This is a genomic window from Streptomyces sp. SCL15-4 (assembly GCF_033366695.1).
Classification (GTDB): domain Bacteria; phylum Actinomycetota; class Actinomycetes; order Streptomycetales; family Streptomycetaceae; genus Streptomyces.
Genome location: NZ_JAOBTQ010000001.1, coordinates 236574 through 261698 on the forward strand (window position 1 = coordinate 236574; position 25125 = coordinate 261698).

Annotated in this window: 21 protein-coding genes; 10 read left to right on the forward strand and 11 right to left on the reverse strand. The window is 71.5% G+C overall.

The features are described from left to right. Window positions 1-3: 3 nt before the first annotated feature. Window positions 4-408 (forward strand): DUF5955 family protein, encoded by a 405-nt coding sequence (locus SCK26_RS01080; protein WP_318199308.1) that lies wholly within the window; start codon window positions 4-6, stop codon window positions 406-408. 340 nt (window positions 409-748) lie between these two features. Beyond that, window positions 749-1180 (forward strand): ATP-binding protein, encoded by a 432-nt coding sequence (locus SCK26_RS01085; RefSeq protein WP_318199309.1) that lies wholly within the window; start codon window positions 749-751, stop codon window positions 1178-1180. Window positions 1181-1249: 69 nt separating this feature from the next. Here the strand turns inward: SCK26_RS01085 and SCK26_RS01090 are convergent, their stop codons facing one another. Both SCK26_RS01090 and SCK26_RS01095 read right to left on the reverse strand, forming a co-directional pair. Then, window positions 1250-2449: a PP2C family protein-serine/threonine phosphatase gene (locus SCK26_RS01090; RefSeq protein ID WP_412080828.1), complete on the reverse strand. Its 1200-nt coding sequence runs from the start codon at window positions 2447-2449 to the stop codon at window positions 1250-1252. Between the two features lie 410 nt (window positions 2450-2859). After that, the gene (locus SCK26_RS01095; RefSeq protein WP_318199310.1) at window positions 2860-3735 is read right to left on the reverse strand and encodes a polysaccharide deacetylase family protein; all 876 of its coding nucleotides are present in this window, start codon (window positions 3733-3735) and stop codon (window positions 2860-2862) included. A gap of 179 nt (window positions 3736-3914) precedes the next feature. On the opposite strand from SCK26_RS01095, the gene SCK26_RS01100 reads away from it, so the two are divergent. The 3 genes from SCK26_RS01100 to SCK26_RS01110 all read left to right on the forward strand — a co-directional run bounded on the left by SCK26_RS01100 (window position 3915) and on the right by SCK26_RS01110 (window position 6964). Further along, the gene (locus SCK26_RS01100) at window positions 3915-4568 is read left to right on the forward strand and encodes a TetR/AcrR family transcriptional regulator (RefSeq protein ID WP_318199311.1); all 654 of its coding nucleotides are present in this window, start codon (window positions 3915-3917) and stop codon (window positions 4566-4568) included. Between the two features lie 351 nt (window positions 4569-4919). Continuing rightward, window positions 4920-6230, forward strand: coding sequence for a sensor histidine kinase (locus SCK26_RS01105; RefSeq protein ID WP_318199312.1), 1311 nt, complete (start codon window positions 4920-4922; stop codon window positions 6228-6230). Further along, window positions 6227-6964: a response regulator transcription factor gene (locus SCK26_RS01110; RefSeq protein WP_318199313.1), complete on the forward strand. Its 738-nt coding sequence runs from the start codon at window positions 6227-6229 to the stop codon at window positions 6962-6964. Before SCK26_RS01105 ends, SCK26_RS01110 begins: the two co-directional genes overlap by 4 nt. Window positions 6965-7260: 296 nt before the next feature. Here SCK26_RS01110 and SCK26_RS01115 read toward each other — a convergent pair whose 3' ends face one another. Continuing rightward, window positions 7261-8223 (reverse strand): zinc-dependent alcohol dehydrogenase family protein, encoded by a 963-nt coding sequence (locus SCK26_RS01115; RefSeq protein ID WP_318199314.1) that lies wholly within the window; start codon window positions 8221-8223, stop codon window positions 7261-7263. A 93-nt stretch (window positions 8224-8316) separates the two neighbouring features. Here SCK26_RS01115 and SCK26_RS01120 point away from each other — a divergent pair, with 93 nt between their 5' ends. Further along, window positions 8317-8967, forward strand: coding sequence for a helix-turn-helix domain-containing protein (locus SCK26_RS01120; RefSeq protein WP_318199315.1), 651 nt, complete (start codon window positions 8317-8319; stop codon window positions 8965-8967). Window positions 8968-8997: 30 nt separating this feature from the next. On the opposite strand, the gene SCK26_RS01125 is transcribed toward SCK26_RS01120, so the two are convergent. The 6 genes from SCK26_RS01125 to SCK26_RS01150 form a co-directional block, all read right to left on the reverse strand. Beyond that, window positions 8998-10221, reverse strand: coding sequence for an FAD-dependent monooxygenase (locus tag SCK26_RS01125; RefSeq protein WP_318199316.1), 1224 nt, complete (start codon window positions 10219-10221; stop codon window positions 8998-9000). Further along, complete coding sequence (locus SCK26_RS01130) at window positions 10218-11645, reverse strand: MFS transporter (protein WP_318199317.1); 1428 nt, start codon at window positions 11643-11645, stop codon at window positions 10218-10220. The genes SCK26_RS01125 and SCK26_RS01130 overlap by 4 nt, the downstream gene beginning before the upstream one ends. A gap of 638 nt (window positions 11646-12283) precedes the next feature. Next, window positions 12284-13165: a ribosome-inactivating family protein gene (locus SCK26_RS01135; protein WP_318199318.1), complete on the reverse strand. Its 882-nt coding sequence runs from the start codon at window positions 13163-13165 to the stop codon at window positions 12284-12286. 168 nt (window positions 13166-13333) lie between these two features. After that, the gene (locus SCK26_RS01140; protein WP_412080829.1) at window positions 13334-13777 is read right to left on the reverse strand and encodes a helix-turn-helix domain-containing protein; all 444 of its coding nucleotides are present in this window, start codon (window positions 13775-13777) and stop codon (window positions 13334-13336) included. 98 nt (window positions 13778-13875) lie between these two features. After that, a complete protein-coding gene (locus SCK26_RS01145) occupies window positions 13876-14688 on the reverse strand; it encodes a phytanoyl-CoA dioxygenase family protein (protein ID WP_318205884.1) in 813 nt (270 codons plus the stop codon). A 508-nt stretch (window positions 14689-15196) separates the two neighbouring features. After that, on the reverse strand, window positions 15197-15610 hold the full coding sequence (locus SCK26_RS01150) for a MarR family transcriptional regulator (RefSeq protein ID WP_318199319.1): 414 nt from the start codon (window positions 15608-15610) through the stop codon (window positions 15197-15199). A gap of 207 nt (window positions 15611-15817) precedes the next feature. Between SCK26_RS01150 and SCK26_RS01155 the strand changes: the two genes are divergently transcribed. The 4 genes from SCK26_RS01155 (at window position 15818) to SCK26_RS01170 (ending at window position 19727) form a co-directional block, all read left to right on the forward strand. Continuing rightward, a complete protein-coding gene (locus tag SCK26_RS01155; RefSeq protein WP_318199320.1) occupies window positions 15818-16729 on the forward strand; it encodes an SDR family NAD(P)-dependent oxidoreductase in 912 nt (303 codons plus the stop codon). Window positions 16730-16745: 16 nt separating this feature from the next. Beyond that, complete coding sequence (locus SCK26_RS01160) at window positions 16746-17618, forward strand: amidohydrolase family protein (RefSeq protein ID WP_318205885.1); 873 nt, start codon at window positions 16746-16748, stop codon at window positions 17616-17618. A gap of 11 nt (window positions 17619-17629) precedes the next feature. Next, entirely contained in the window at window positions 17630-19177 is a 1548-nt protein-coding gene (locus SCK26_RS01165; RefSeq protein WP_318199321.1) for a long-chain fatty acid--CoA ligase, read from the forward strand. A 91-nt stretch (window positions 19178-19268) separates the two neighbouring features. Next, entirely contained in the window at window positions 19269-19727 is a 459-nt protein-coding gene (locus SCK26_RS01170; RefSeq protein WP_318199322.1) for a MaoC family dehydratase, read from the forward strand. A gap of 190 nt (window positions 19728-19917) precedes the next feature. Here the strand turns inward: SCK26_RS01170 and SCK26_RS01175 are convergent, their stop codons facing one another. Then, window positions 19918-21123: a S8 family serine peptidase gene (locus tag SCK26_RS01175; protein ID WP_318199323.1), complete on the reverse strand. Its 1206-nt coding sequence runs from the start codon at window positions 21121-21123 to the stop codon at window positions 19918-19920. Window positions 21124-21290: 167 nt separating this feature from the next. Beyond that, window positions 21291-24839, reverse strand: coding sequence for a hypothetical protein (locus SCK26_RS01180; protein ID WP_318199324.1), 3549 nt, complete (start codon window positions 24837-24839; stop codon window positions 21291-21293). Between the last annotated feature and the right edge of the window lie 286 nt (window positions 24840-25125).

A 25125-nucleotide genomic window follows, 5' to 3' on the forward strand; every position in this document is an offset into this window, starting at 1 on the left:
GTCATGCGTGACGACCACGAGCGGCAAGAGCCTCCCGTCAACAACGGGCTCGTCATCAACGGCGGCACCCACTACGTGGGCAACCAGGCGGTGGGACACGGCGCTCAGGCGATCTCCGGCTCGGTCTCCTTCCCACCGCCGGACGCCGCGCAGGCCGGCAGGACGGCGGAACTCCTCACGCGGGTCGAGCGGTTGCTTCAGGAGCACCAGGCGCTGCTCGCCGACCCGGAGGCCACCACCAGGGAGCTGCGCCGCCTGCGGGAGGAACTGGACGAGGCGGAGCCGCAGCCGACGGTCCTGCGCCGGGCCCTGGACCGCCTCAACGCATTCGCCCAGCCGGTGGCACCGCTCGTGGCCGCGGTGGGACAGCTCGCACAGTCGGTGCAGGAGTTCCACCTGCCGGGTTGACGCGCGCCCCGCTCAACGCCCGGCTCGGAAGCGGCGAGACCGAGCACATCCCGCGCTCCCACTCCGCCGCCCTCCTCGACGGCCCGTCCACCCATCCGTGCCCGCAACCTCGCCCTCCTCCGGATAGCCGCCGTCACCACGACCTGCTCCCCACCGATCGACGCCGGACGATCGTGACCACTCTCGAATACGCCTGTTCAACAGGAGGCTGTTGACAACCGCGGTGGCGTGGCGCCGTTCGTGAGGGCATCAGCGCCCGGACTTCGCCGCCTACTCGCGTTGGGGCCGCCGGTGCCGGGGCAGACGGACAGGAAACCGTGGAGTGACTGAAGGAGAGACCATGACGCACGAGTCATCCATGAGGGCTGTCGGCTGGGCGCGCTCGTTGCCGATCAGCAGCGGAGTGAGGGAAGCCAGGGAGTGGACGCGTAAGCATATGAGCACACTCGACTGGGCACGGACAGCACCGGCCCTGGTGGACTCGGTCGTGCTGGCCGTCTCGGAGTTGGTGACCAACGCCCATGTCCACGCCCACAGCGCCGCGCAGCTCATCCTCGCCTGGGACGAGGAATGCCTGCACGTAACGGTGCATGACGCCTCGCCGCAACTGCCCGAGCAACGCCAGACGGACCACAACGCCCTCGGAGGACGCGGGCTGCTCCTGGTCGACGCCCTCGCCGACGACTGGGAGGTGCGCCGCTGCCCTCGCGGCAAGGACGTCACCGTATGCTTCCAGCCGCCCTCGTCGGCGAAGGAAGCACAAGAGGGGTGACAACCGGCAAGCCGTCCACCGTGCCCTGGGAAGCCGGGTAGCGCGGAGCCGCCACGGCGGCCGACGGGTTCAGAGGTTGGAGCCGCCGTTGGTGTGGCGCTCCCCCGTACGGCTGCCGCGCCAGTCGAGGACCATCGTGGTGGCGTCGTCGGGCAGGGAGCCTCCGCAGGCCTCGTGGACCGCCGAGGTGAAAGTCCGGACCACTTCACGGGGGTGTTCGCCGCGGGTGTCGTGGATGAGGGCGGGGAGGTCGACCGTGGCGGCGGCGCGTTCCCGCATTCCGTCGGTGACCAGGATCAGGCGATCGCCGGGCTCCAGGTGAAGCCGCTGCACCTGGTAGGTGACCGGGGCGGGCACCCCGAACGGCATGTCGACCTTGACGGTCAGCTCCTCCACGGTGTCGCCGCGCAGCCGTAGCGGCCAGGGATGGCCGGCATTGACCAGCTCGCAGGTGCCCGTCTCCAGCTGGACGCGCAGCAGCTGGCCGGTGGTCATGCCACGGCTGTGCCGGGTGATCGCCTCATGGGCGGCGTAGGCCTGCTCCAGCAGGCCGAGTCCGGCACGACGGGCTCCCCGCAGGGCGTTCACGGTCACCGTCGCCAGCAGCGCGGAGGCCGTGTCGTGCCCCATCGCGTCAGTGATCGAGAGGTACAGCGCGTCCTGGTCGAGGGCGTAGTCGTAGGTGTCGCCGCCGATGTCGTCGGCCGGGACCAGGCCGCCGGCCAGGGTGAACTGCGCGGCCTCGCAGCAGGGCGCCGAGGGCAGCAACTGGTGCTGGATCTCCGCGGCCAGGGACACCGTGGTGGTACGCCGTCCCCAGTGGTAGAGATCGGTGAAGCGGCGGTCGGTGACCACGATGTACGCCAGCGCGTGCGCGGCCTGCGCGACCGCGTCGCGCACCGCCTCGTCCGCTTCGGGTACGGCCAGGTCCAGGACGCCGATGCAGTCGCCGCGGTTCGTCACCGGGGCCACCAGCCGGCATCCGCCTTCTCCGTCCGGCTCCTGGTGCAGGCGCTGGGAGCGCAGCACCCGGTCGTACACGCTGCCCGCCAGCTTGACTCTCCCCGTCTCACCGCGCGTCTGCGCGGCCGTGCCGGCTCTCGGCAGCCGGACGGCCTCCTGCCCGATCATGTCCACGAGCCAGAACGACACTTCGCTCGCCGAGAACCGCTTCTCCAGATTCCGGGCCACTACATCGGCCGACTCCACCGGCGCGGCATCCTCCGCCGCCCGCAGCACCTCATCCAGGCCGAAGCCCTCACCACCCAGCACAGGCACCTCCCAGTCCCCACTTCGCATTCCCAACAGGGCCGTCCTGGATGCCGTCGATCCGCGCACAGGCTCCCGCCTGCTGCCACGGGTGCGACCTCGCAGGCCACCGGCTCCTCTCGGAGGGCTTGACCGGGTATCGGCTCTCCGCGCTGTGCGATGTGTACGAGGTGGTGGTGGGTCCCGGTCCGGTGCGGGAGGCGCTGGGCCGCTGCCGGCCGGGAGCGCCGCGGTGGTGATGGGCGCGCACCGGGCCCGCTGCGGCCGTGCCCGCCCTGCAGCGGCCTGGTACCAGCGCCCCCGCCGGCCGAAATGTCAGGCACGGGACGCGACATAGGGATACGCCCCGGATCGGCGGACCACCATGGCTGTCACGCACCGGCTGGGCTGCTTGGCCAGGCTGGCGCCGGTCAGGCGGTGGCGCCGGGGCCCGCGGTGGTGCGGGCGTAGTGTTCGGCGATGTCGTCGCTGGTCGTGGTCCATACGCCGGGGTGGTTGACGACGTATTCGAGTGCTTGGTCCAGGTACTTCATCCGGAACGCCTGGCCGGTGACGAACGGGTGCAGGGCAAGCGCCATCACGCGACCGCTGTGCTCGGAGTCCGCGTACAGCTGGTCGAGTTGGTCCTTGACGATCTGCACGAAGTCGGGGCCGCTGATGGAGTGGGCGGTGAACAGCCCCAGGTCGTTGAGTTCGAGGGTGTACGGAACGCTCAGGAGGCCCGGCACGTTCAGGCGGAACGGCTGGTCGTCGGCGGTCCAGTCCAGCACGTAGTGCAGACCGAGTTCGGCGAGCAGTGCCGGGGTCTGGAACGTCTCGGTGAGGGCGGGGCCCATCCACCCGCGCGGACGCTGCCCGGTCGCCTTCTCGATGGTGCCGACGACCTCGGCCAGATAGGCGCGTTCGTCCGCTTCGACGTCGGTCTGCAAGGTGGAGTTGTTCTTGCCGTGCGCGAGCCAGGCCCAGCCGCGCGCCCGGCCCGCCTCGATGATCTGCGGGTAGTGCTCGGCGACATCGGAGTTGAGCAGCACGCTCGGCCGTACGCCGTGCCGGTCGAACGACTCGATCATCCGCCAGATCGCCACCCGGGGACCGTAGTCGCGCCACCCGTGGTTCAGCGGATCGGGCAGGAGCCCCGCGGTGCCCTGGTTGATGCTGGTGGACGGCTTGCCCAGGACGAAGTGCTCCACATTGAGGCCGACGTAGAACGCCACCCGCGCGCCGTCGGGCCACCGGATGGGCGGGCGTTCGGTAATCGGGCTGTAGTCGTACAGGTCGTTGCGCATGGGATTCCCTTCGTAGGGTCCGTCAGAACTGCACGTACACGGAGTCAAGGGAGACGATACGGTTCGGATCGCGATACGATACGGATCGTGTCGCGGCATCTCGATCATGTCAACACAAACCGGTTCGCCTCTCTCATTCGGTAGCGTGAGCCGACCACCATGGAGGCGACATCACCACGATGCGTGCACCCGACCCCTCACGGCGCAACCCGCAGACAACCGCCGCGATCCTGGACGCCGCGCTGGTGATGGCCGGCGAAAGCGGCTTGGCGCGTGTCAGCATCGAGGGAATCGCCGCCCGCGCCGGCGTCGGCAAACGAACCATCTACCGCTGGTGGCCCTCCAAGGGCGCGGTGGTCCTGGACGCGTGGGCACAACGGCTCGAGGGACGCCTGCAACGGCGCCTGGACACCGCGCAGACCGACGACTTCGAGGCCGACCTGAAGCTGATGGTCAAAGACGCCTGGATCGACACGATCGGCGACTCACGCGGCGTGCTCGCCTCAATCGTCGCCGAGGCCCAGCACGACCCCGGCCTCGCCGCGGAGTTCCGCGAACGCCTGGTCAACCCCGCCGGCACACTGGTCGCGGAACGCATCCGCCGCGCCCAGGCGGACGGACAGGTCGCCGCCGACATCAACCCGCACCGCGCCATCGAACTGATCTACGCCCAGCTGTACTACCGGCTGCTCATCGCACCGGGACCACACGACGAGGCCTACGTCGACGACGTGGTCGACCTCGCCATGCGCGGGCTCAGGCCTCCTCGCCAGGACGACCGGCCGGTCCCCCAGGCAAACGCCGTCCACAAGAACACAGACACCGACCGGTGACACCCTTGGCCCGGAGATCTTTCCAGTACCCCTATGACGGCCAGCTCGGCGGCAGGGTCCGGCAGACGGTTGACGGTCCAGAGGTCCGCCCGCAGCGGGCGGTCCCGACAACGGAGAGTTCCCATACGGCTTCGGTTGTCAGGCCCCCGGTCGGCGCGGATTTCGCGCCGACGAGGAGCAGCGAGCGTTGGTCCCCGGGCCACCGAGCCTCGTGACCGCCCCGTATCCTGGGCCCTGTGCCGGCGCATGTGGATGTCGAGGGGGAAGCACTGAGCAGGCCTGTCGGAGTCCCCGCGGCCGGGCCCGGGGCAGCGGTTCGCCGGCTTCCCGCCGGCCGGGACTGAGCCCGCCATGACGAGCACGGGTGGCGGCGGCTCGCGGTCACGCGGCGCGTGGTGGCGGGAGGGAGCGATCACGGCGACGGCGTTCGCGTTCTGTCTGCTCGGCGGGGTGATGCGGGTCGACGACACGCTGTCGGCGCCGCCTGCCGCCGCCTACCTCGTCGCCGTGGTCTCCTGCGCCGTGCTCCCCGTGCGGCACCGAGCCCCCTTGGCCGCCCTGACCGCCACCACCGCGGTCGGCGTGCTGGTGCCGCCCCTCGGCCTCCTGCTCACCCCGCTCATCGTGGCCCCCGCCGTGATCACCGCCTACTCCTACGCCCTCAGCGCGCGCACCGAACGGCGCGCGGCGAGCGCGGTGTTGCTCACTTCCGCCGCACTGGCCGCCTCCATCCCCTTGTCCGGGGACTTCTCGTGGAAGGACGCGAGCAGGATGGCAGTGGTGGCGGCCGTCCCGCTGGTGGCCGGCGTACTCGGTCACTCGGTGCACAACCGGCGGGCCTACCTGACGGCCGTGGAGGAACGGGCCCGGCGGGCCGAGGAGAGCCGGGACCGCGAAGCGCGCCGAAGAGTGGCCGAGGAACGAGTACGGATCGCCCGGGAACTGCACGACCTGGTGGCCCATCAGATCACCCTGGCCAACGCGCAGGCCACGGTCGCCGCCCATCTCTTCGACACCCGCCCGGAACAGACCCGCAAGAGCCTTCGGGAACTCGTCGAGACCACCGCCGGCGCCCTCGACGACCTGCGCGCCACGGTCGGTCTGCTGCGTCAGTCCGGAGACCCGGCCACACCGGCCGAACCGGCGCCCGGGCTGTCCCGGCTTCCCGCGCTTGTCGAGTCCTTCCGCCGCGCAGGTCTTCAGGTGTCGGTACACCAGGAGGGCACGGCCAGACCACTGCCGCCGGGAGTGGACCTCACCGCCTACCGCATCGTCCAGGAGGCCCTGACCAACGTGACCAAACACGCCGGCCCCGGTAACGCTCGGGTACGCCTCGTCTGGAGCCGCGAGCACGTGACCGTCACCGTCACCGACGACGGCAAGGACTCCCCCACCGCGCCCTCCGCACCCACTCCCCCCAGCACATCCACGACACCGGGCCGGCCGCCCGGTTACGGTCTGATCGGTCTGCGCGAGCGTGCCACCGCGGCCGGCGGAGACCTCTTCGCGGGCAAGCGCCCGGAGGGCGGCTTCCTCGTCCGCACCCGCTTGCCCCTGCCACCCGCCAAGGACACGACGCGCCGAACCGACGGTGCGCCCGCCACCGAGGGTCCGCCCGCCCACGCGGCGACAGGCGACGCAGAGGACGGGGTCACGCCATGACGCTCCGGGTACTCCTCGCCGATGACCAAGCCCTGCTGCGCGGCGCCTTCCGGATGCTCCTCGACAGCGCCGACGACATCACCGTGGTCGGCGAAGCCGCCGACGGCGGGGAAGCGGTCGCACTCACCCGCACGCTGCGCCCGGACGTGGTGGTCATGGACATCCGTATGCCCGAGACGGACGGGCTCACCGCCACCTCTCAGATCTGCGCGGACCCCGAACTGCGGGCCACCCGCATCCTGATCCTCACCACGTACGAGACCGACGAGTACGTCGCCCAGGCACTGCGCGCGGGGGCCGCCGGCTTCATCGGCAAAGGCATCGGCGCCGAAGACCTGCTGAACGCCGTGCGTACCGTGGCCGAGGGCGACACCCTCCTGTCGCCCGCCGCCACACGCTCGCTGGTCACCCGTTTCCTGGCCACACCGCGGACAGTCACCCCACACCACTCCGAACAGCTCGCCGCGCTCACCCCACGCGAACGCGAGATGGTGGCTCTGGTCGCGACCGGCCTGTCCAACCAGGAAATCGCCGAACGGATGTTCCTCAGCCCGTTCACCGTACGCGCCCACGTACAACGCGCGATGACCAAGCTGCACGCCCGCGACCGAGCACAACTCGTCGTCATCGCCTATCGGACAGGCCTGGCCCACGCCACCCCCGGCGCCGGCACAGACCTCCCGTCGCAGTCCGACACCGGGCGTCCCGCCGACGGCACCGACCACCAGCCGTAGACCGACACCAGCAGCCCCACCGGCGCCACGGACCGCACATCACCGACCCGGTCCGTTCCGTCCTCACCCACCATCGGGGCACATCACGCCGAGGCCGGAAAGTGGCTCACGGCCGTCCAGGGCATCAGCACGCGGGGCCGCACGGCGGCGCTTCCTGTACCGGACGAGACAGTGGCGAGCGGGCACGCCACGCACTGCCCGGCGCAGACGGTGGTGATCGTGGGCGCCGAGTGTCAGCTACGACCTGAGCGGCTCGCCTTTCGTTTCCCGGACCGCGAACGCCGTATCTCCCCGGGTCACGGAACCAGCACGATCCTGCCGAACACCCTGCCCGCGTCCATCCGCCGGTGGGCCAGTGCCGCCTGGTCCAGCGGCAGCACCTCGTGCACGACCGTGCGCAGGCTCCCGTGCGCGGCATCGGTGAACTGGGACGACCGTACGGCCTGCCGGTCGGGACCGGGCACGGTGTCGGAGCTGAAGGTGGCGAACGACAGCGACCTGCGGAAGGCGGCGATCAGCCGCATGCCGAAGTCCGCCGGCGGCTGCCCGCCGACCACACCGACGGCCACGAACCTCCCGTTGGGGTTCAGTTTGTCCAGGAAAAGGGGCAGCCGGGGCCCGCCCACTACATCGATCACCACGTCGAAGCCCGTCGGCGCGTCCGGGCCGCCTTCTCCGGAGCGGTCGAGGACATGGGTCGCACCCAGGTCGCGCAGGCGGGCGCCGCGTTCCGCCGACGAGGTGGTGACCGCCACCACGCCCGCGCCGCCCCGGGCCGCGAGCTGCACCGCCGTGATCCCGATACTGCCCGCCGCGCCCCGCACCAGCACCGCCTCACCGGGCGCGGGACGGGCGCGTTCCAGGGCGAAGTGGGCGACCACGCCGGAGCCGCCGAGCGTCACCGCGTCGGCGCCGGTCAGGCCCTCGGGCAGCGCGAGGACGTCCTCGACCGCGGCGACGGCCTGCTCGACGTATCCACCGGACAGGCCGGTGAACGCCCACACCCGCCGCCCGATCCACGAGGTGTCGACACCTTCTCCCACCTCGGTGACCGTTCCCGCGACCTCGCTGCCGAGGAGATGACCCTCCCGGAACCCGTGCGCGGCGAGCGTTCCGCGGCGGATCACGGCGTCCACACCGCCCACACCGATCGCCTCCGTGGCGATCCTCATCTGCCCCGGGGCAGGCACGGGCGCGGGCACATCGACGACCTCCAGGCCATCGGGGTCGCCGAACGTCCTGATCACAACGGCTTTCATCTCTGCTCCTCGGGGTCGGTGGAGGGACGGGGTGGCGGCGCCGCCATCGGACCGTAACGGACGCCCTCGTCCGCTTGGCTAAAGTGAGAAACGATGACCAGCCAATTGCCTCAGACCGTGCGCTCCGACGCCCGCGACAACCGGGCCCGCATCCTGGACGCCGCCCGCGCGGTGTTCGGCCAGGAGGGCCTGAGCGCGCCCATGCGCGAGGTCGCACGGCACGCGGGTGTCGGCCCCGCCACGCTGTACCGGCACTTCCCGACCAAGCAGGCACTGATCGTGGAAAGCTTCGCCCAACAGCGGCATGCCTGCCGGGCCGCCGTCCACGACGCCCTTGCGGACCCGGACCCGTGGCACGGATTCCGGAGTCTGGTCGAGCGGATCTGCGCACTCCACGCGCACAGCCGGGGATTCGCCGACGCCTTCATGACGGCGTTCCCCGAGGCCATGGACTTCGCCGCCGATCGGGAGCAGACTCTGCGCGCGGTCGGCGAACTGACCCGCCGTGCCCAGAGGACCGGTCGGCTGCGCCCGGACTTCGTCGTGGACGACCTGGTTCTCATGCTCATGGCCCACCGGGGCCTCCAAGACATGCCGCATGCCACCCGGGCCGCGGCCTCCCGCCGCTTCGCCGCCTACGTGATCGAGGCGTTCCGAGCCGCACCGGAGCCGGGAGCGCCTACACGCGTTCGCGGGACGGCCCGCCAGGACCGTCCCGCAGACCGCGCCCACGCCCACCGGTGATGAGGAGAGGGGTCCGGCTGGAGTGTCAGGTCACGGCACCGGGGCGGAAGCGGGCAGTGTGAGAGCCGAGTGGGCCGGTCGTGCTGTCGCGGGGGGCATGGTGACGAGGTCGCGCAGCATGGTGTTGCGCTGTTCCAGGGCCCGCGCCGTGACGGGGAAGAGCGTGGCCGCGCCGTTTTCTGCCAGTGCCTGATTCATGGCTGCGAACTCGCGCATGCCGCGTTCGTAGCCGGCGAAGGCCGCGGTGTGGTCTTGGTGCGTGGCCAGGGCGTTGGCGAGCATGTAGGCGCCGGCCAGCGCAAGGCTCGTGCCTTGTCCGGTGAGAAAGGAGGGGGCGTACGCGGCGTCGCCGACGAGCGCGACGCGGCCGCTGGACCAGCGGGGCATACGGATCTGACCGGCCGTGTCGAAGAACAGGTCGTCCGCGTCGCGCATGGCGCTGACCATGCCGGCAACCTCCCATCCCGCGCCTGCGAAGGCGGTGGCGACCAAGTCCCGCTGGGCGTCGGGGCTGTGGAGGGCACCGGCCGGCGGCTGGGGTTGATGGAAGTTGAGGAAGGCGTGCACCTCGTCGTTGTCTCCGACGGCATAGAGGGCCGCTGCTTTCCCCGGGGTGTTCCACAACACGACCTCGCGGGAGAGCCCGAAGGTGTTCGGCATGGTGAACAGGGCGAAGCAGTACCCGAGGTAGCGGTGGAACTGTTCTTCGGGGCCGAACAGGCGCTCCCGGGTGTGCGAGTGCATACCGTCGGCGCCGACCACCAGGTCGAACGTGCGCCGTCGGCCGCTGCGGAAAGTGACATCGACCCCTTGTCCGGACTGGTCGAGGGTGTCGATCGAGTCGTCGAACAGGAACTCCACGTCGTCGCGGACCGTCGCGTAGAGGATCGCGGTCAGATCCCCGCGCCGTACCTCCAGATCCCGTCCCCCGGCACCGCCCGTCACGGTATGCGGGGTGAGCGAGGCCACTTCACCGCCGTCGGCGTGGAGGAAGGTGACGCGACGCGAGTCGATATGCGCGTCCCGCAGCCGGCGCAGTATGCCCATCCGCCGGACGACCTCCAGCGCGGTCCCGCGGATGTCGACCGGGTAGCCGGCGTCGCGCGGTGCGCCTGCCTTCTCGACCACGGTGACCGCGCACCCGGACCGGTGCAGCCAGTACGCCAGCGCGGGCCCGGAGACACCGCCTCCGGAAATCAGGACCGTGCGCTTCGCGGTCGTACGCGCGTCCGCCGACAGGCCGGTGAGTGTCATGCCTGGACTCCCTTGTTTTTCGTGACACGGACAACGAGCAGTGACAGTGCGGCGACCAGGCCGGCGACAGTGAAAGCCATGACGAAAGCCGATTCGGCCGGCCGGCCCGTCACCGGATCGGCCCCGGCGCCGAGGATCGCGCCGGCGACCTGGGCACCCAGGGCGACACCGATCACGCGCGTGACCACGAGCAGGCTGGTGGCGATGCCGATGTCCTCGGCCCGGACCGCGGCGGCGGTACCGGCCAGCAACGCCGTGGTGCCGACGCCCGCGGCGAACGCGGTCAGCGCCTTCGCGACGACGAGCTGCCACTGCGCGCTGTGCGACGACGCCAGAGTGATCATCGTGGCCGCCGTGACGACCGCGCCCGCCACGACCACGGCACGCGGACCGAAACGCCGCGCCGCGATTCCTCCGACCGAATCGCTCACCGCTCCGACGATGGCGCCGGGCAGCAGGAACAGTCCGATGTCGGTGGTGCCGGCCCCGAAACCGTATCCGTCTGCCGATACCGCGAACAGCTGCGGGAGAAGAATCAGCACCATCCCCGAACTGGCGGTCATCACGAAGGTGAGCACACACGCGCCCCACATCCAGGGCCTGGCCAGCATCCGCAGATCCACCATCGGTGAGGCCACCCGGCGCTCCACCACGACCCACCCGGTCGCGAGCACGGCCACGACCACCCCGATGGCACCCATCACGAATGGCGGCACACCGCCGCCCCCCGCCACCGTCACGAGCCCGACCATGAACGCGAGCAACGTGCCACTCAGCAGAACCGTGCCGATCCAGTCGACGCCCTTGTCCGAGCCGGCCGGCGGATCGTCCGGTAACAGCCGGGCCACCGACAACGTCGCCGCGACGACCACGATCGTCGGCAACAGGAACATCCACTGCCAGGACAGTCCTTCCGCGACCGGCCCGGCACACACCATCCCCACCATGCCGCCGCCCGTGAACAGCGCGACGACCACTCCGACCGCCGCCTGCGACTGTCCTGCCGTGAGGTGTTTGCGCACCAGGATGAACGACAGGGGCAACGCACCCACCATGACGCCCTGCAGCACCTGACCGAGCAACAACACCGGCAGGCCCGGTGCCAGACCGGCTATCAGACCACCTACCGACACCACGGCCGTCAGCCCGAGCAGCACCCGCTTTCCGCCGTAACGGTCGCCGAGCGTGCCCGCCACGGGAGCGACGACCGCGCCGGTCACGAGAAGCACGTTCCCGATCAAGGCCCCTTCGGCAGGACTGACCCCCAACTCACGCTGCAACAGCGGCAGCGCGGGCTCCACCACGGACTGCAAAGCGCCAAGAGCCAATGCCAGGACACCAAGAGCACCGACCGGCACCCACCCGGGACGGGAGCGGAGACGGACCGGCGAACCCACGGCTTCAGGTACGGACGTCCCCTTCATCGGCGCTCCCCCGGCACACCGAGCACCTTCCGTGACCCGGTACCGGGCGTGGAAGGGCCCTCGCCCTCTCCGATCGGCACCGAGACCACGCCGACAACCGCCGGCACCGGAGCGCCCGGCCGCCCGTCACCCGCGAACCGGCACCGCGGCAACACCCACCGCCTGATCCGGCAAGGAAAAACCGTCATCCGCTGATCACCCCAGACACCACTGGACAAGAAAGGGAATGCGCGAAAATCCCGCGCGCCCCCCACACTTCCCCAAGGCGCCCAAGCGGACATCACCCCCCGCAACCGTCCCGCTCTGGTCCACCCGCACCAGCCGCCCACCCTGCCTGGTGCGTACGCACCACGCACCGACTCACACCGGGCACGGGCCGGGCCTGACCGCGGACGCGACGACCAGCCCCGCAGCCGGAACGTGTCCGGCAGCCTCGGGGTATCGCCCCGGTACGGCCACGGGCCAGTGGGCACAGCACGCGCGTGGCCGTCGAGGTGGCAGCTGCCGGGGGCCGATGCTCCAACGCCGCGGTGGCCCCCGGCACCAGCGTCCGAGGGCCACCGTGACCTCATCGCCGACCATGAGCGGATCGAACGCGACCGCCGGCTGGCCGGGAATGGGTCATCCCAACGGCTTGGTCACCGGGGGGCCTTGGAGTTCAGTTCCATGTATCCGACGTAGTTGAGCCAGGCGTCCAGCGTGGCGTAGGCGACGCCGTTGAACACGAGTGTGGAGTGCGTGCCGCCCAGCCATCGGTAGATCCAGCTGGAGACGCCGTCCCAGCCCTGCTGGAGGGTGACGTTCGCCTGCCCGAGGGCGTTGCTCGTCCCGTTGCGGAGGTTGCCCCTGATGACGTCGAAGATGCGGCCGAACCTGGCTGCTTCGGAGGTCGCCTGGATGATGGTGGTCAGGTTCCGCCCGAACGCGGTGCTGTCACCGCTGAGCCGGGACTGCGCGTCCCCGATGCTCTCCAGCGCGCCTGTGAGGTTGTGCGTGTTGATGGCCCGCGTCTGACGGCTCGTGGTGTCCCCGCCCGGCAGACGGCTGTAGTTGCCGCTCCACGGCAGCGTCTCGACCCTGGGGGAACCGGTGACCTGCCTGAACTCGTTCGGCCAGACATCGGGGAAGACGTAGTGCGTGTGTGTGCTGTCCTGGTAGAAACCGGCGAAGTACAGGTTGTCCGCCCACCAGTACAGCGACCCGATGTAGTCTCCGCCATTCACCAGACGTGCCTCGATGAGACGCGTCGGCAGGAGGGTCGTCTCGCTGACCCGGCTCGACACTTCGGGGTGGTTGGGGATGGCGTGGCCACTGATCTGGTGGAGGGCGTTGATCGCGTCCCAGTAGTTCTGGTGGGCCACATCACCGGTGAAGTAGAGCTCGCCGATGTCCCAGTCGAACTTGCTGATCGGGCCGCTCGGATCGGCGTGTGCCGATGACGATGCGACCTGTATCAAACCGATGGCCATGGCGAACGCCAGCATCAGACCCGCGACCCGTCGGCCGATTGTGCCTTGCATATGCACGCTGTGACTCCTGCAGGGGGATGAATACGACGTGATCGATCCTCGCCGTACACCTCCGGGCTGACTTGACCATCAGCGCACGTCCTTGAAAGCCACAGCGCACACCAACTCGGCTGGTCGAGGCCGGCCTTCGTACGGTGGGGCGTTGTCGCCGCCGGGTGGTCACCGCGCCGTCATCGGCTGCGGTGCACTGTGGGCGCGACGGTAGGCCAGTGGTGACAGGCCCAGGTACGTGTGGAAGTGCTTGCGCAGGACGACGGGGTCGCCGAAGCCGCAGGCGGTGGCGATCCGTGCGACGGTCAGGTCGGTGGACTCCAGCAGCAGGCGTGCGTGCGCCAGCCGCCGCTGCGCCAGCCACTTCAGCGGGCTGCTGCCCACCTCATTGCGGAACCGCCGGGTGAAGGTGCGCACGCTCATGTGCGCGTGCCGGGCCATGTCCTCCAGTGTGACCGGCTCCGCCAGCCGATCCAGTACCCACTGCCGGGTCGCCGAAGTGGAACGGTCGGTGTCACAGACGGGTTCCGTCCGGTTCGCATGCCTCGTTGAACACGCGGGCCGGGATGTACTCCGTCGAAGGGGTACGTGGACACGGGGGTGTTGTTCCAGGCGCCGGGTGTGCTCTGCTTCTTCGTGTACAGCTCCAGCCGGCCCTGGGACCTGCCGTCGCCGGTGCCGGCGACGGCGGCGACGACGGTGAAGCGCGTCTACCGGGTGCCGTGGTCGGTGCCGTGCTCGTCCGGGCCGGGGGTGTCCCGTCCGAGGCCACGGCGGATCGCTGTCTCCACGGGCGAGTACGCGCCGTCGGCCCGCTCCAGTTCGTACGGCGCGGCCGGCATCAGCGGCGGCTGGGCCATGAAGCGCGGCCGCACCCCGTGGTGCGGTTGCGCCGCGTGCACCAGGAACGGATGGCACAGGAAGACGTCGCCCGGTGACCCGGTGGCAAGGGCGAGCGGCCGGTGGTCGGACGCGGCCACCAGATCGGGCGCGAGGGTCAGCCCGCTCGCGCCGTCCTCCCCGTACTTCTCCAGCACCTTCGGCACGTCGAGGTGTGAGCCGACGCGGATCCGGGTCGGGGCGTCCTCCTCGCCGACCTCGCTGAACAGGAACAGCATCAGCAGTGCCCGGCCCCGGGAGCGCAGATTCGTGAAGTACCAGCTCTCGCCCTCCGGCAGATAGCTGCCCTCGATGTGCCAGCCCGCGTCGTCCGGCTCCTCCTCGTGCGGGAAGCGCAGCGGGAACGTGCCCAGCGAGTAACGCGGCTCCCAGCGTCCCTCGCCGACGAGCAGGTCGTACGCGTGCTGGAGGAACGGGGAGTTGGGCGCGGCGGCGAACGGCCCCTGCGCCATGCCGCCCACCCAGTGCACGGGCTGTGTCCACGTCGACGGGTCGTCCGGGTCGCAGCCCGTCTCCCGCCACAGCAGTCGCGCGCAGTCCGCGGCCACGCGCGGCGCGACGGCGCCCTCCAACTTCACGAAGCCGTCGCGGAGGAACCGGGATACCAAAGTCGTGTCATCCATGCCCCCATCGTGTGGCGCCACCGGTCCCGGCCACCCGACATTTTCCACACCGCTTTTGTCGGGCATGAGGGTGGGCGTGTGGTGTCCGGCCGTGGTCGGGCAGCGGCCCAGGAAGCCGAGGTGCCGGTCCTTGCGCGGTAACGAGGGCCTGGCGCCGTCAAGTTCGGCGGCGGAGGTCAGCTCGTTGCGGACGATGCTGATGCGCCGGCCGTCGATCACGGTCTTCTTCCGCCCGAGGCCGACGTAGGTGCAGGTGAGGGGCTTGTCGCCGGACCAGGTGGCGGGCATGCCGGGGGGTGTGCGAGCTGGAGGCCCGTATCTGGTGCCGGTCTTCCGTACGGACGTCGCCGCGCACCGCCGGCTCGCGGAGACGGTCTTCGTCGGGCTCGCCCGCCCGGACGGCGACCGTGGCCGTGGTCATCCGCGTGTACGCGCTCCGCCGACGGCCCCGCCGTGGTCCGTGCGGTCGGCCGCGCGGGCCACGGCGAAGTCGTGCCGCACCACGCGGCTAGGACAGGGACCGCCAAGCCCCGACGAGTGCCCGGCGGAACACGTCGATCTCCTCGGCGCTCAGGTCCGCGACCATGCGCTCCTCCAGTCCGCGGGCCGGCTCCGCGTACTCGGCCAGCAGCTGTCGCCCCGGGTCGGCGAGCAGGATCAGGCGTTCGCGGCGGTTGCCGGGGTTGGGCTCGCGGCGGATGAGGCCGCGGCGTTCCAGGGCACGGACCATGTCGGCCATGGACTGGGCGGTGACGAAGGAGTCGCGGGCCAGCTGTGCGGCGGAGATTCCGTCGCGCCGCTGCAGCACGGTGAGGGCGGTGTACTGCAACGCCGTGATCCCGGCGGGCTTGAGCAGTTCCTCCAGGCGGGCGCGCACCGCCAGTTCCGTTCTCTTGATCAAGTAGAGCAGTGAGGCGCTCATGCTCGCCCTCCCGTGTTGACGGTCCGCGCGGGTTGGTTCATGTCGTTCCCTTCGCTGTGCGCCGCAGACTCGGCTGCTCCAGCCTAGGGCATTGACAGGAATCCTGTTGATTGCCCAGACTGGCGTTCATCAGGATTCCTGTCGATCCCGGCTCGGGCCGGCGCTTTCGGTATTCCTCCCTCACCCCACGCACGAGAGGCACCTCTCATGGCTCTTCAGGGAAAAGTCGCCGTCGTCACCGGCAGCGGACGCGGTCTCGGACTGGCCTACGCGCAGGCCCTGGCCGCGGCGGGCGCCGCCGTCGTCGTCAACGACACCGACCAGGCCGTCGTCGACGCGGCCGTCACCTCGATCACCTCCGCGGGCGGCAGGGCGACCGGTGTCGTCGCCGCGGTCGGCGACAGCGAGGCGGCCCGGCGACTGGTCGACACGGCGGTCGAGGAGTTCGGGAGCCTCGACGTACTGGTGTGCAACGCCGGCATCCTGCGCGACCGTGTGCTGTGGAAGATGACCGACGACGACTTCGACGCCGTGGTCCGCGTCCACCTGCGCGGCACCTTCACCTGTGCCCGGGCCGCCGCCGTCCGCATGCGGGAGCAGGGCACCGGCGGCCGGCTGATCCTGATCTCCTCGCCGGCCGGGCAGCGCGGCAACTTCGGTCAGACCAACTACGCCGCCGCCAAGGCCGGCATCGTCGCCATGGCCCGGACCTGGGCGATGGAGCTGGGCCGCGCCGGCATCACGGTCAACGCCGTCATCCCGGTCGCCGCCACCGAGATGACCAAGACCATCCCGGCCTTCGCACCGTTCATCGAGGAGTCCGAGCGCACCGGCAGGCCGCTGCCCAACTGGCTGCGCAAGGACGAGGGCCTCGGCACCGTCGAGGACGTCGCCGGCCTGGTCACCTTTCTGGCCTCGGACGTGTCCAAAGACGTGACCGGGCAGGCCATCGGTGTCGGCGGCGACCGTCTGGCCCTGTGGGCCCATCCCAAGGAGAAGGCCGTCGCCTTCTCGGACGGCGGCTGGAGCGCCGACGCCATCGCCACCGCGTGGGCGAACGGCGTCGGCGCCGAGCCCGAGACCTACGGCATCCCCGCGCCCAAGGCACCGGAGGCGTGAGATGGGCGAGCTGGCACTGGACCTCGACCGGCTGACCGCCATCGACGTGCACACGCACGCGGAGGTGTCCAAGGACGGCAGCGGGGCGTTGAGCCCCGAACTGCTGGGGGCCTCCGAGGCATACTTCAAGGCCCACGGACACCGGCAGCCGACCATCGACGAGACGGCCGGCCATTACCGTGAACGCCGCATGGCGGCCGTGGTGTTCACCGTCGACGCCGAACACGCCACCGGTCACCCGCGCATCTCCAACGAGGAGATCGCCGAGAGCTGCGCCGCCCACGCCGACGTCCTGATCCCCTTCGCCTCCATCGATCCGCACAAGGGCCGCGCAGGGGTGCGCGAGGCCCGGCGTCTGGTCGAGGAGTACGGCGTGCGCGGGTTCAAGTTCCATCCGAGCATCCAGGCGTTCTCCCCGAACGACCCGCTCGCCTACCCGCTGTACGAGGCCATCGAGGAACTCGGCGTACCCGCCCTCTTCCACACCGGTCAGACCGGCATCGGCGCCGGCGTCCCGGGCGGCGGCGGCATCCGCCTGAAGTATTCCAATCCCCTGCTCGTCGACGACGTCGCCGTGGACTTCCCGCAGCTGCGGATCATCCTGGCCCATCCGTCCTTCCCCTGGCAGGACGAGGCCCTCGCGGTGGCCACCCACAAGCCCCATGTGTACATCGACCTGTCCGGCTGGTCCCCGAAGTACTTCCCGCCGCAACTCGTGCGGTACGCCAACAGTCTGCTCCAGGACAAGGTCCTCTTCGGCTCCGACTACCCCGTCATCACGCCCGACCGGTGGCTCGCCGACTTCGCCGAACTCGACATCAAGCCGGAGGTCCGGCCCAAGATCCTCAAGGAGAACGCCGCCGGCCTGCTCGGCCTGCGCACGGACTGAAGGAGCCGTTTGTGTTGAACCAAGGCATCGGCTCATGGCCGGCGCGCCGGGCCCGCAAGACACCCGACCGGGTCGCCCTCGTCTACGAGGAGCGCGCCTGGACCTACCGGGAACTGCACGAGCGCGTACTGCGTCTCGCCCACGCCCTGCGCGGCCTCGGCACGGGACGCGGTGACCGCGTCGCCTACCTGGGTCCCAACCACCCGGTCTTCCTGGAGACGCTGTTCGCCGCCGGTGCCCTCGGCGCGGTCTTCGTCCCGCTCAACACCCGGCTCGCGGCCCCGGAACTGGCGTACAACCTGTCCGATTCGGGCAGCACCATCCTCGTCCACGGCCCGGAACAGGCCGAGACGGCCCGCGCCGCCGCCGAGGAGGCCGGAGTCCGGCACCGGATCACACTCGCCCGGCCCGGCGACGAGGGCGCTCTCGACTACGAGCGGCTGCTGGCCGGTGCGGAAACCGGCCCTCTGGACGAGACCGTGGTGCCGGACGACCCGTGCATCATCATGTACACCTCCGGAACCACGGGCCGTCCCAAGGGCGCTGTCCTCTCCCATGGCAACATCACCTGGAACAGCCTCAATGTCCTCGTCGACATCGACCTCGCCGGCGACGAGGTCACGCTGGTCGCGGCTCCGCTGTTCCACACCGCCGGGCTCAACATGACCTGCCTGCCCACCCTGCTCAAGGGCGGCCGGGTGGTGCTGCTCGGCTCCTTCGACGCCGAGCGCGTGCTGGAACTCATAGAGAGCCGGCGGGTGACCTACATGTTCGGCGTCCCCACGATGTACGACGCGATGGCGGCACGGCCCCGCTGGGCGACCACGGACCTGTCCAGCCTGCGCACCCTCAGCTGCGGCGGCGCTCCCGTTCCGGCCCGCACCATCGCCACCTACCTGGGCCGGGGCCTGGCCTTCAGCCAGGGCTATGGACTGACCGAGGCATCCCCCGGCGTCCTCTACCTGGACAAGGAGCAGACCCTGGCGAAGGCGGGCTCCGCCGGAGTGCCGCACTTCTTCACCGACACACGTCTGGTCCTGCCCGACGGCAGCGAAGCCGGCCCCGGGGAGCGCGGGGAGATCCTCGTCCGGGGCCCCAACGTCATGACCGGCTACTGGGGCCGGCCCGAGGACACGGAAGCCGCCTTCACCGACGACGGCTGGCTGCGCACCGGCGATGTCGCGCGCGTCGACACGGACGGCTACGCCTACATCACGGACCGGGTCAAGGACATGTTCGTCTCGGGTGGCGAGAACGTCTATCCGGCCGAGGTGGAGGACGTGCTCCTCACCCATCCCGCCGTCGCCGAGTGTGCGGTCATCGGCGTGCCCGACCCGGTCTGGGGCGAGGTCGGCCGTGCCGTCGTCGTCCTCGGCTCCGGTTTCCGCGCCGACGAGGCAGACCTCCTCAACCACCTGCGGGGCAGGCTCGCCAAGTACAAGATCCCCAAGTCCCTCGTAGTGGCGGACAGTCTGCCGCGAACGGCCACCGGGAAGATCATCAAGTCCGTCGTGCGGGACACCTACGCGACCGACCCGGCCGCACACACGCAACCGTAACGGAAGTACCGGACACCCGACGGGCACGGGCACGCCGACCACCGCCCGTGCGTCGACCCGTACATGACCCGTGCATCGAAAGGATCTCTCCATGCCCACCACTGCCAACGGCCTCGAGGAACTCAAGTCCCTCAGCGGAGCCGACCTCGGCCGCACCGAATGGCTCGAGGTCACTCAGCAGCGAGTGAACACCTTCGCCGACGCCACCGACGACCACCAGTGGATCCACACGGACCCGGAGAAGGCCAAGGACGGACCCTTCGGCGCCCCCATCGCCCACGGCTACCTCACCCTCTCCCTCATCATCCCCCTCTTCGGTGAGCTGCTGAGCATCACCGGCACCAAGATGAGCGTCAACTACGGCCTGGACAAGGTGCGTTTTCCCAGCCCCGTCCCCGTCGGTGCGAAGATCCGCCTCCATGGTGTCGTCGGCACGGTGGAGGAGGTCAAGGGCAACGGCGTGCAGATGCCCCTGACGTTCACCGTCGAGGTCGAGGGCGGCGACAAGCCGGCCTGCGTCGCCCAGGCCGTCTACCGCCACTACGCCTGACCCCGCTTCGCGGTGAGGCACCGTCCCCTGCCATGACCGGCGGCAGCCGCGGGAGCCGGGGTCTCCGCCCGACGGCGCAGGTGGCGTCCGACCGTCATCGGCGGTGCCGTCCCGGCCCTGTCGCAGCGGGTCCCCACGTGCTCCGGGACGCGGTACCGGCCTGGTCGAGGCCGGCGAGGCGCGTCACGGGTTATCGGGCGCGGCGGCGCAGCACGGCCCACGAGGCGCCGCCGAGGACGACGAGCGCCGCCGCACCGATGGCGATGCCCGCCAGCGGCGGGCCGGAGTCGTGAGCAGGGTCGGCCGCGGCGGCCGGCGAGGGCGCTTTGGTGCTCGAGGGCTTTGGAGTGGCGGCCTTATCCGGTCCTTCGGGGAGCGGCTGGATGTACGCCGGCGCGGTGTTCCGGTCGGGCGGCCCGGGCCGCCCACGGCCGAGGACCAGGACCTGCCGGGCACGGGCGATGCCGTAGCCGAGGTATCTGCTGAGCTTGTCGACGGGCCAGGTGCGGCCCGCGGTGTCGGCCAGGACTCGCCAGACCTGCGCGGCCGTCCAGTCCGGGTGCTTGGACCACACCAGTGCCGCCTGCGCCGACACCAGGGCGGAGGCCGCCGCGGTACCGTCACCGTCCGCGCAGTACCGGCGGAAGCCGGTGTCGCACCAGCGGGGTATGTCCACTCCTGGCGCGGAGATGTCGGCAGCCTCACCGTACTGCGAGGTAGGGGCGACCGTGCCGGTGTGGTCGATGGCGGCTACTCCGACGACTTCGTCGTAGGCCGCCGGGTACTGCGGTTTGTTGCCCTCTTTGGCGTTGTCCCCGACACCGGCGAACATCAGGACACCTTTTTTGACCGCGTATTCAAGTGCCTGGTGGTCGTAGTCGCTGCCGATCACGTACTGGTTGCCGACCGTGATGTCGATGACCTGCGCGCCCGCGTCGACGGCGGACTTGATGGCTGTGGACAACGGATAGTTGGGGTCGGGGAGTTCGTCGTGGCGGACCGGCGGTATCCAGATCGGAATGATCTTCGCTCCCGGGGCGAGGCCCTTCAGTCCGCCGCCGCGCCCGGTGCCGGCGATGAGTTCGGCGGCCGTGGTGCCGGCGCCGGTGGTGTCGTGCGTGTCCGTGACGTCGCCCTTGGCCAACCCGTCCGCGACCAAGGCGTTCCTTCCGGGCAGCACCTGTCCGCGCAGGGAGGGCGTTTCGGGGTTCACACCTGTGCCGATGACGGCGACCTTGATGCCTTTGCCGGTGCTGACCTTCCATATGGCGTCAGCACCCATGGCGTCGAGGTACCACTGCCTGGGAGCCGGGTCCGCCGCGCGGGCGGAGGGCACCGGTCCGGCCGCGACGAGGATCGCGGCGGTGGCCAGAGTACTGAGAAGCGCTCGATGCATGGCCCTATTGGATCACTGAGCCGCGGCACAGGCGGACGGGCGGCCGGACGCGGCCCTGGCATGACTCGGCCGACGCGCCGGTGGACACCTGCCCTGGTCGCAGCGGTGAACGAGGGCGGACACGGCCCCTGACCTGGCCATCAGTCACGACAAACACCGTTGCAGCACTAGGCGGCGAGCAGCGCCTCCACCGTCGAGACCGGGTCCCACTCGGGGTCGAGGCCGGTCAGCCGTTGCGCGACCCGGTGCCAAGCCGCCGGGTCGGTGCCGAGGCCGGAGCGCACGAGGTCCGTGAGGAGAGCGCGGGCCTCGGTGGTCTGGGGCGGGGCATCCGTGCGACGGGCGGCGGCACCCAGGTAGGCGAGCAGCCGCGCGGCCGGGGCCGCGAGGCGCACCAGGTCCGCGCCGTCGAGCAGCCCCGCCGTGAGCAGCCCGTCCAGCTGGGTCGACGGCGCGTGATGGAACTGGCCGCCGAGACCGTGCCGGGCCCGCTCCCGGGTGAGCCGCGCGCTGCCGGGCAGGCCGTCGGGGCCCGGCTCCGGCAGCAGCGCCGCATGCCGCAGCCGTACGTCCTCGGGGACGCCGTCCAGGCGGACGATGTCGCGCCAGTACGGGAGCGGTTCCTGGGCGTGGGCGGCTTCGAGCGCGGTCCAGTCCACGGGTTCGCCCGGTGGGAGGGACTCGACGAGGGTGCGCGCGTGCGCGGCGTGCCGGGCGCGCCGCAGCTTGCGGACGAGTTTCTCCGGCGCCAGTTCGCGGTCGAGCCGGGCGCGGAGGACGGCGGCGGGGTAGGCGGACGCCAGGGCCTTCACGCACACGGTGGTGGCGGAGCGCCCCAGCGCGTTCCGGCCCGCGAGCCTCGCCAGCCGGTCGGCTCCGCCGTACTCGAACAGCCTTAGACAGCCGAGCAGTTGGTGCCCCAGGCCGAGCCGCGAGCCCTCTGTGTCGAGCAGTGCCTCCACGAGATCGGGTTCGGCGGAGCACAGCCACATCAGACCGCCGGCCGGCCACGCGGAGTTTCCGGCTCCCCAGTCGGCGAGCACCCGGCCGCCCAGGGACGGCCGTCCGGTGCCGGGCCGCGACCGGGTCACGATCCGGTGGGCGGCGGGCCGGGGGAGCCAGTGCCGCAGCAGGGCGAGGTCGACCTCGGGGTCGTGGAGGTCGACGAGGCGCTCCACCGCGCTGTGTTCCATCCAGCGGGACTGGGCGGCCAGGACGCGCAGCGCGTCGTGGTCGCGGTCCGCGAGCAGCCGGTCGAGGACGGTGCGTGGTGTGCGGTCGTGGCGCAGCAGGTACGCGGCGAGCAGCCAGGGCCCGTCGGGTCCGAGCCGGGGCAGTACGGCGTCGACCACCTCGGCGTCGGCGAGGCAGAGCAGGGTTCCCTCCGGCCAGCCCCACAGATGGTCGCCGTGCTCCAGCAGCTTGATCGCCTCGTCGGGAGTGGCCGGTCTGGTCCTGCCGATGGCCGTTCCCGCGCTCGCCCGAGGGCCCTCGCCGCACTGCGCGCGCTCCAGCAACCGCGCCCAGCTCAGCCCCTCGGAGGCGGCTTCGGACGCCGTCACGGTCGCGGCCAGGCGGCGCCAGGCGTCGGGGTCGGTGCCGAGTTCGGCGCGCAGGCGACGGGCGAGCGCGGACCGCCACGCGTCGGCGAACGCGAGCCGCCGCCAGTCGTAGGGCAGCAGGAGCAGGCGCCGGGCGGGCAGCAGGGTGAGCAGCTCGTCGGCGGTCAGCACGCCTTGCACGTAGGCGCGTTCGGTGTGCTGCGCGCCGGAACCGTACGTCTCGGGGAGCTGCGCACGCGCCTGCGCCAGGCTGGGCGCCGCATACGCGAAGCCGTCCCGGGACGCGGGGATGCCGTGGACGGCGCAGGCGAGGGCGAACCAGCGAGGGGTGGCGAGGCCGGGCGCGGTCGCCGGTTCGTACACGGTCAGCGCGCGCAGCACCTCGGGATCCTTCGGCCGGGGCGCACCGTCCGGGGCGAGGGAGTAGAGCAGGTCGAGCGCGGCCAGGGCGTGCACATGTTCGCGGCGGTGGAGAGACTGCCGGGATGCGGGCCGCGAGACCGGTGGCAGGGGCTCGGCCGGCGGTTCGGGCTCGGCAGCGCCTTCGGCCCGCGGGTCGGCCTGGACAGGCGGTGCGCAGGGGTCGGTGGCGGCCTCGTCCGCGGCCCTGCCCGCCTTGGCGATCAGCTCCGCGACCGTTCCCCGGTGTGCGGGCAGCAGGACATCGAGCGCGGCCCAGGCTCGCGCCCGCTCTCCCAGATGCGCCTGTGTCCGTGCCCGCAGTTCGGCGGCCGCCGCCGTGCTCAGCAGATCCCGTTCGGCGAGGCGGGCCAGCGCGGCGAGGGCGTGGACGGCTGGGCGCGCGGTGCCGATCAGTTCGACCGGATCGAGGAGTCCGGCCGCTGCCATGCCTTCCGCCCAGACGGCGGCGCTTTCGTCCAGCTCCTCCTCGGCGAGGCGCCGCGCGGGCAGAGCGGTGATCCCTGCGCGGCGCCCCGCGGCCCGCCACGGCTCGTTGAGGACGCACAACCGGAACGCCTGGCGCTGCGCATCGCTCGCCGCCTCGTGGCGGGCCAGTTCCTCGCAGGCCTTGGGCATGAACGGGGTTTCGGCATGGGCCGCGGCGAGGGCGTCGAGATCATGGGCGTACGGCTCGGACAGCAGGTCGCGCAGGGTGCTGGTGCCCCGGGCGGTGGCGAGCAGCTCGGGCAGCCGGGCGGGGTCCTCGTACGGCTCGCCCTGCGCGCGCAGTCGGCGCGGCCCGTCGCCGGCCGGGGCGGCCAGGGCCTCGGTGACCGACTCCACGGTGGCCCGGCTCAGCCAGGCGGCTGCGGCGGGGTCGTCGAGCAGGGCGCGTACGGCGTCCGGGCCGGACCGCTCCCAGATTCTCAGCAGGGCGTACCGCTGGGCGGCTTGACGCACCCCGCACCGCAGTGCCGGCACCACGAGCCGCGGGTCGCCCGAGCCGAGCAGCGGGGCGAGCCAGGTGCGCGGGACCTGGCCGTGCGGCGCCGTCAGCTCGGTGCGCAGCGCGTGGTCGAGCGGAACGGTGTCGAGGCGCTCCACGATGGCGCGGCGCAGGGACTGGGTGGTGCGCGGGTTGCGGTAGACGGCTGCGGCGACCTGGGCGTCGCCGACCGCGGCCAGCCGGGCCAGGTCCCGGGTGTCGAGCCGGGGATGGCGGGCCAGGGCTGCCCGGGTGCGGGTGTCGCCGTGGTGGACGACGGCGGTGACGAGGGCGGGCGCCGGCCGGGTGCCGCCGGCGAGCAGCTCCGTCGTCACCGGCTCGGGCAGGGCGGCGAACGCGGCCGCGGCATGTCGCGGCTCCGTGTGCGCGAGGAGCAGGCCGAGCGTGCGGTGGACGCTGCGGGGCACGGGCGGACGGAGCGTGTCGCCGGACACCGGTGGCAGCGGCGGAGCGGCGAGCAGCTCGGGCAGAGCGCCGGGGTGCCCGGCCAGCGCGTCGTGCAGCCCGCACCAGCGGGCCGCGTTCCCACCGAGGTGACGCTCCGTCAACGTCCGGAGGAAAGCGGCTGTCTCGTCGTCGGCTCCGCCCGCGGCGGCGACCTTGGCCGCCACCGAACGCGCGGGCCGCGCCGCTTCCACCGCCCGCAGCGCGGCACCACTCCGCGGGCCCGCGCCGTCCGCGTCCCGACCGGCCCCGGCCATCTCCCGCAGCAGCCGTCCCGCCGCCCCCGCCTGCGTCTTCGTCATGATCGCCATGCTAGAGGCGGGCACTGACAATCCGGTCGGCACCGGCACCGGTCTCGTCCGACCCGCCAGGCAGCCCTGACAGCAGTCCGACGCTCCCGGCTCCCGAGGCGGAACAGGCACGCCGCCGCACTCGGCGAGCGGGGACGACAGCTCCGCGCACGACCTGCCCGCCTTGCGCTCCGCGCCGGTGGCACGGAGGGCGACCGCGCGTCATGCCGCCGCCGGCCCGGCCCCTCCCCCGCCGGCGCCCGCGCCCGGCGTCACCGGCGTGCCGACGGCGACGCAC

Coding starts and splice junctions, on each gene's coding strand:
- SCK26_RS01080 (WP_318199308.1), top strand. CDS start 4: ATGCGTGACGACCACGAGCGGCAAGAGCCTCCCGTCAACAACGGGCTC.
- SCK26_RS01085 (WP_318199309.1), top strand. CDS start 749: ATGACGCACGAGTCATCCATGAGGGCTGTCGGCTGGGCGCGCTCGTTG.
- SCK26_RS01095 (WP_318199310.1), bottom strand. CDS start 3,735: ATGCGCAACGACCTGTACGACTACAGCCCGATTACCGAACGCCCGCCC.
- SCK26_RS01100 (WP_318199311.1), top strand. CDS start 3,915: ATGCGTGCACCCGACCCCTCACGGCGCAACCCGCAGACAACCGCCGCG.
- SCK26_RS01105 (WP_318199312.1), top strand. CDS start 4,920: ATGACGAGCACGGGTGGCGGCGGCTCGCGGTCACGCGGCGCGTGGTGG.
- SCK26_RS01110 (WP_318199313.1), top strand. CDS start 6,227: ATGACGCTCCGGGTACTCCTCGCCGATGACCAAGCCCTGCTGCGCGGC.
- SCK26_RS01115 (WP_318199314.1), bottom strand. CDS start 8,223: ATGAAAGCCGTTGTGATCAGGACGTTCGGCGACCCCGATGGCCTGGAG.
- SCK26_RS01120 (WP_318199315.1), top strand. CDS start 8,317: ATGACCAGCCAATTGCCTCAGACCGTGCGCTCCGACGCCCGCGACAAC.
- SCK26_RS01125 (WP_318199316.1), bottom strand. CDS start 10,221: ATGACACTCACCGGCCTGTCGGCGGACGCGCGTACGACCGCGAAGCGC.
- SCK26_RS01130 (WP_318199317.1), bottom strand. CDS start 11,645: ATGAAGGGGACGTCCGTACCTGAAGCCGTGGGTTCGCCGGTCCGTCTC.
- SCK26_RS01135 (WP_318199318.1), bottom strand. CDS start 13,165: ATGCAAGGCACAATCGGCCGACGGGTCGCGGGTCTGATGCTGGCGTTC.
- SCK26_RS01145 (WP_318205884.1), bottom strand. CDS start 14,688: ATGGATGACACGACTTTGGTATCCCGGTTCCTCCGCGACGGCTTCGTG.
- SCK26_RS01150 (WP_318199319.1), bottom strand. CDS start 15,610: ATGAGCGCCTCACTGCTCTACTTGATCAAGAGAACGGAACTGGCGGTG.
- SCK26_RS01155 (WP_318199320.1), top strand. CDS start 15,818: ATGGCTCTTCAGGGAAAAGTCGCCGTCGTCACCGGCAGCGGACGCGGT.
- SCK26_RS01170 (WP_318199322.1), top strand. CDS start 19,269: ATGCCCACCACTGCCAACGGCCTCGAGGAACTCAAGTCCCTCAGCGGA.
- SCK26_RS01175 (WP_318199323.1), bottom strand. CDS start 21,123: ATGCATCGAGCGCTTCTCAGTACTCTGGCCACCGCCGCGATCCTCGTC.
- SCK26_RS01180 (WP_318199324.1), bottom strand. CDS start 24,839: ATGACGAAGACGCAGGCGGGGGCGGCGGGACGGCTGCTGCGGGAGATG.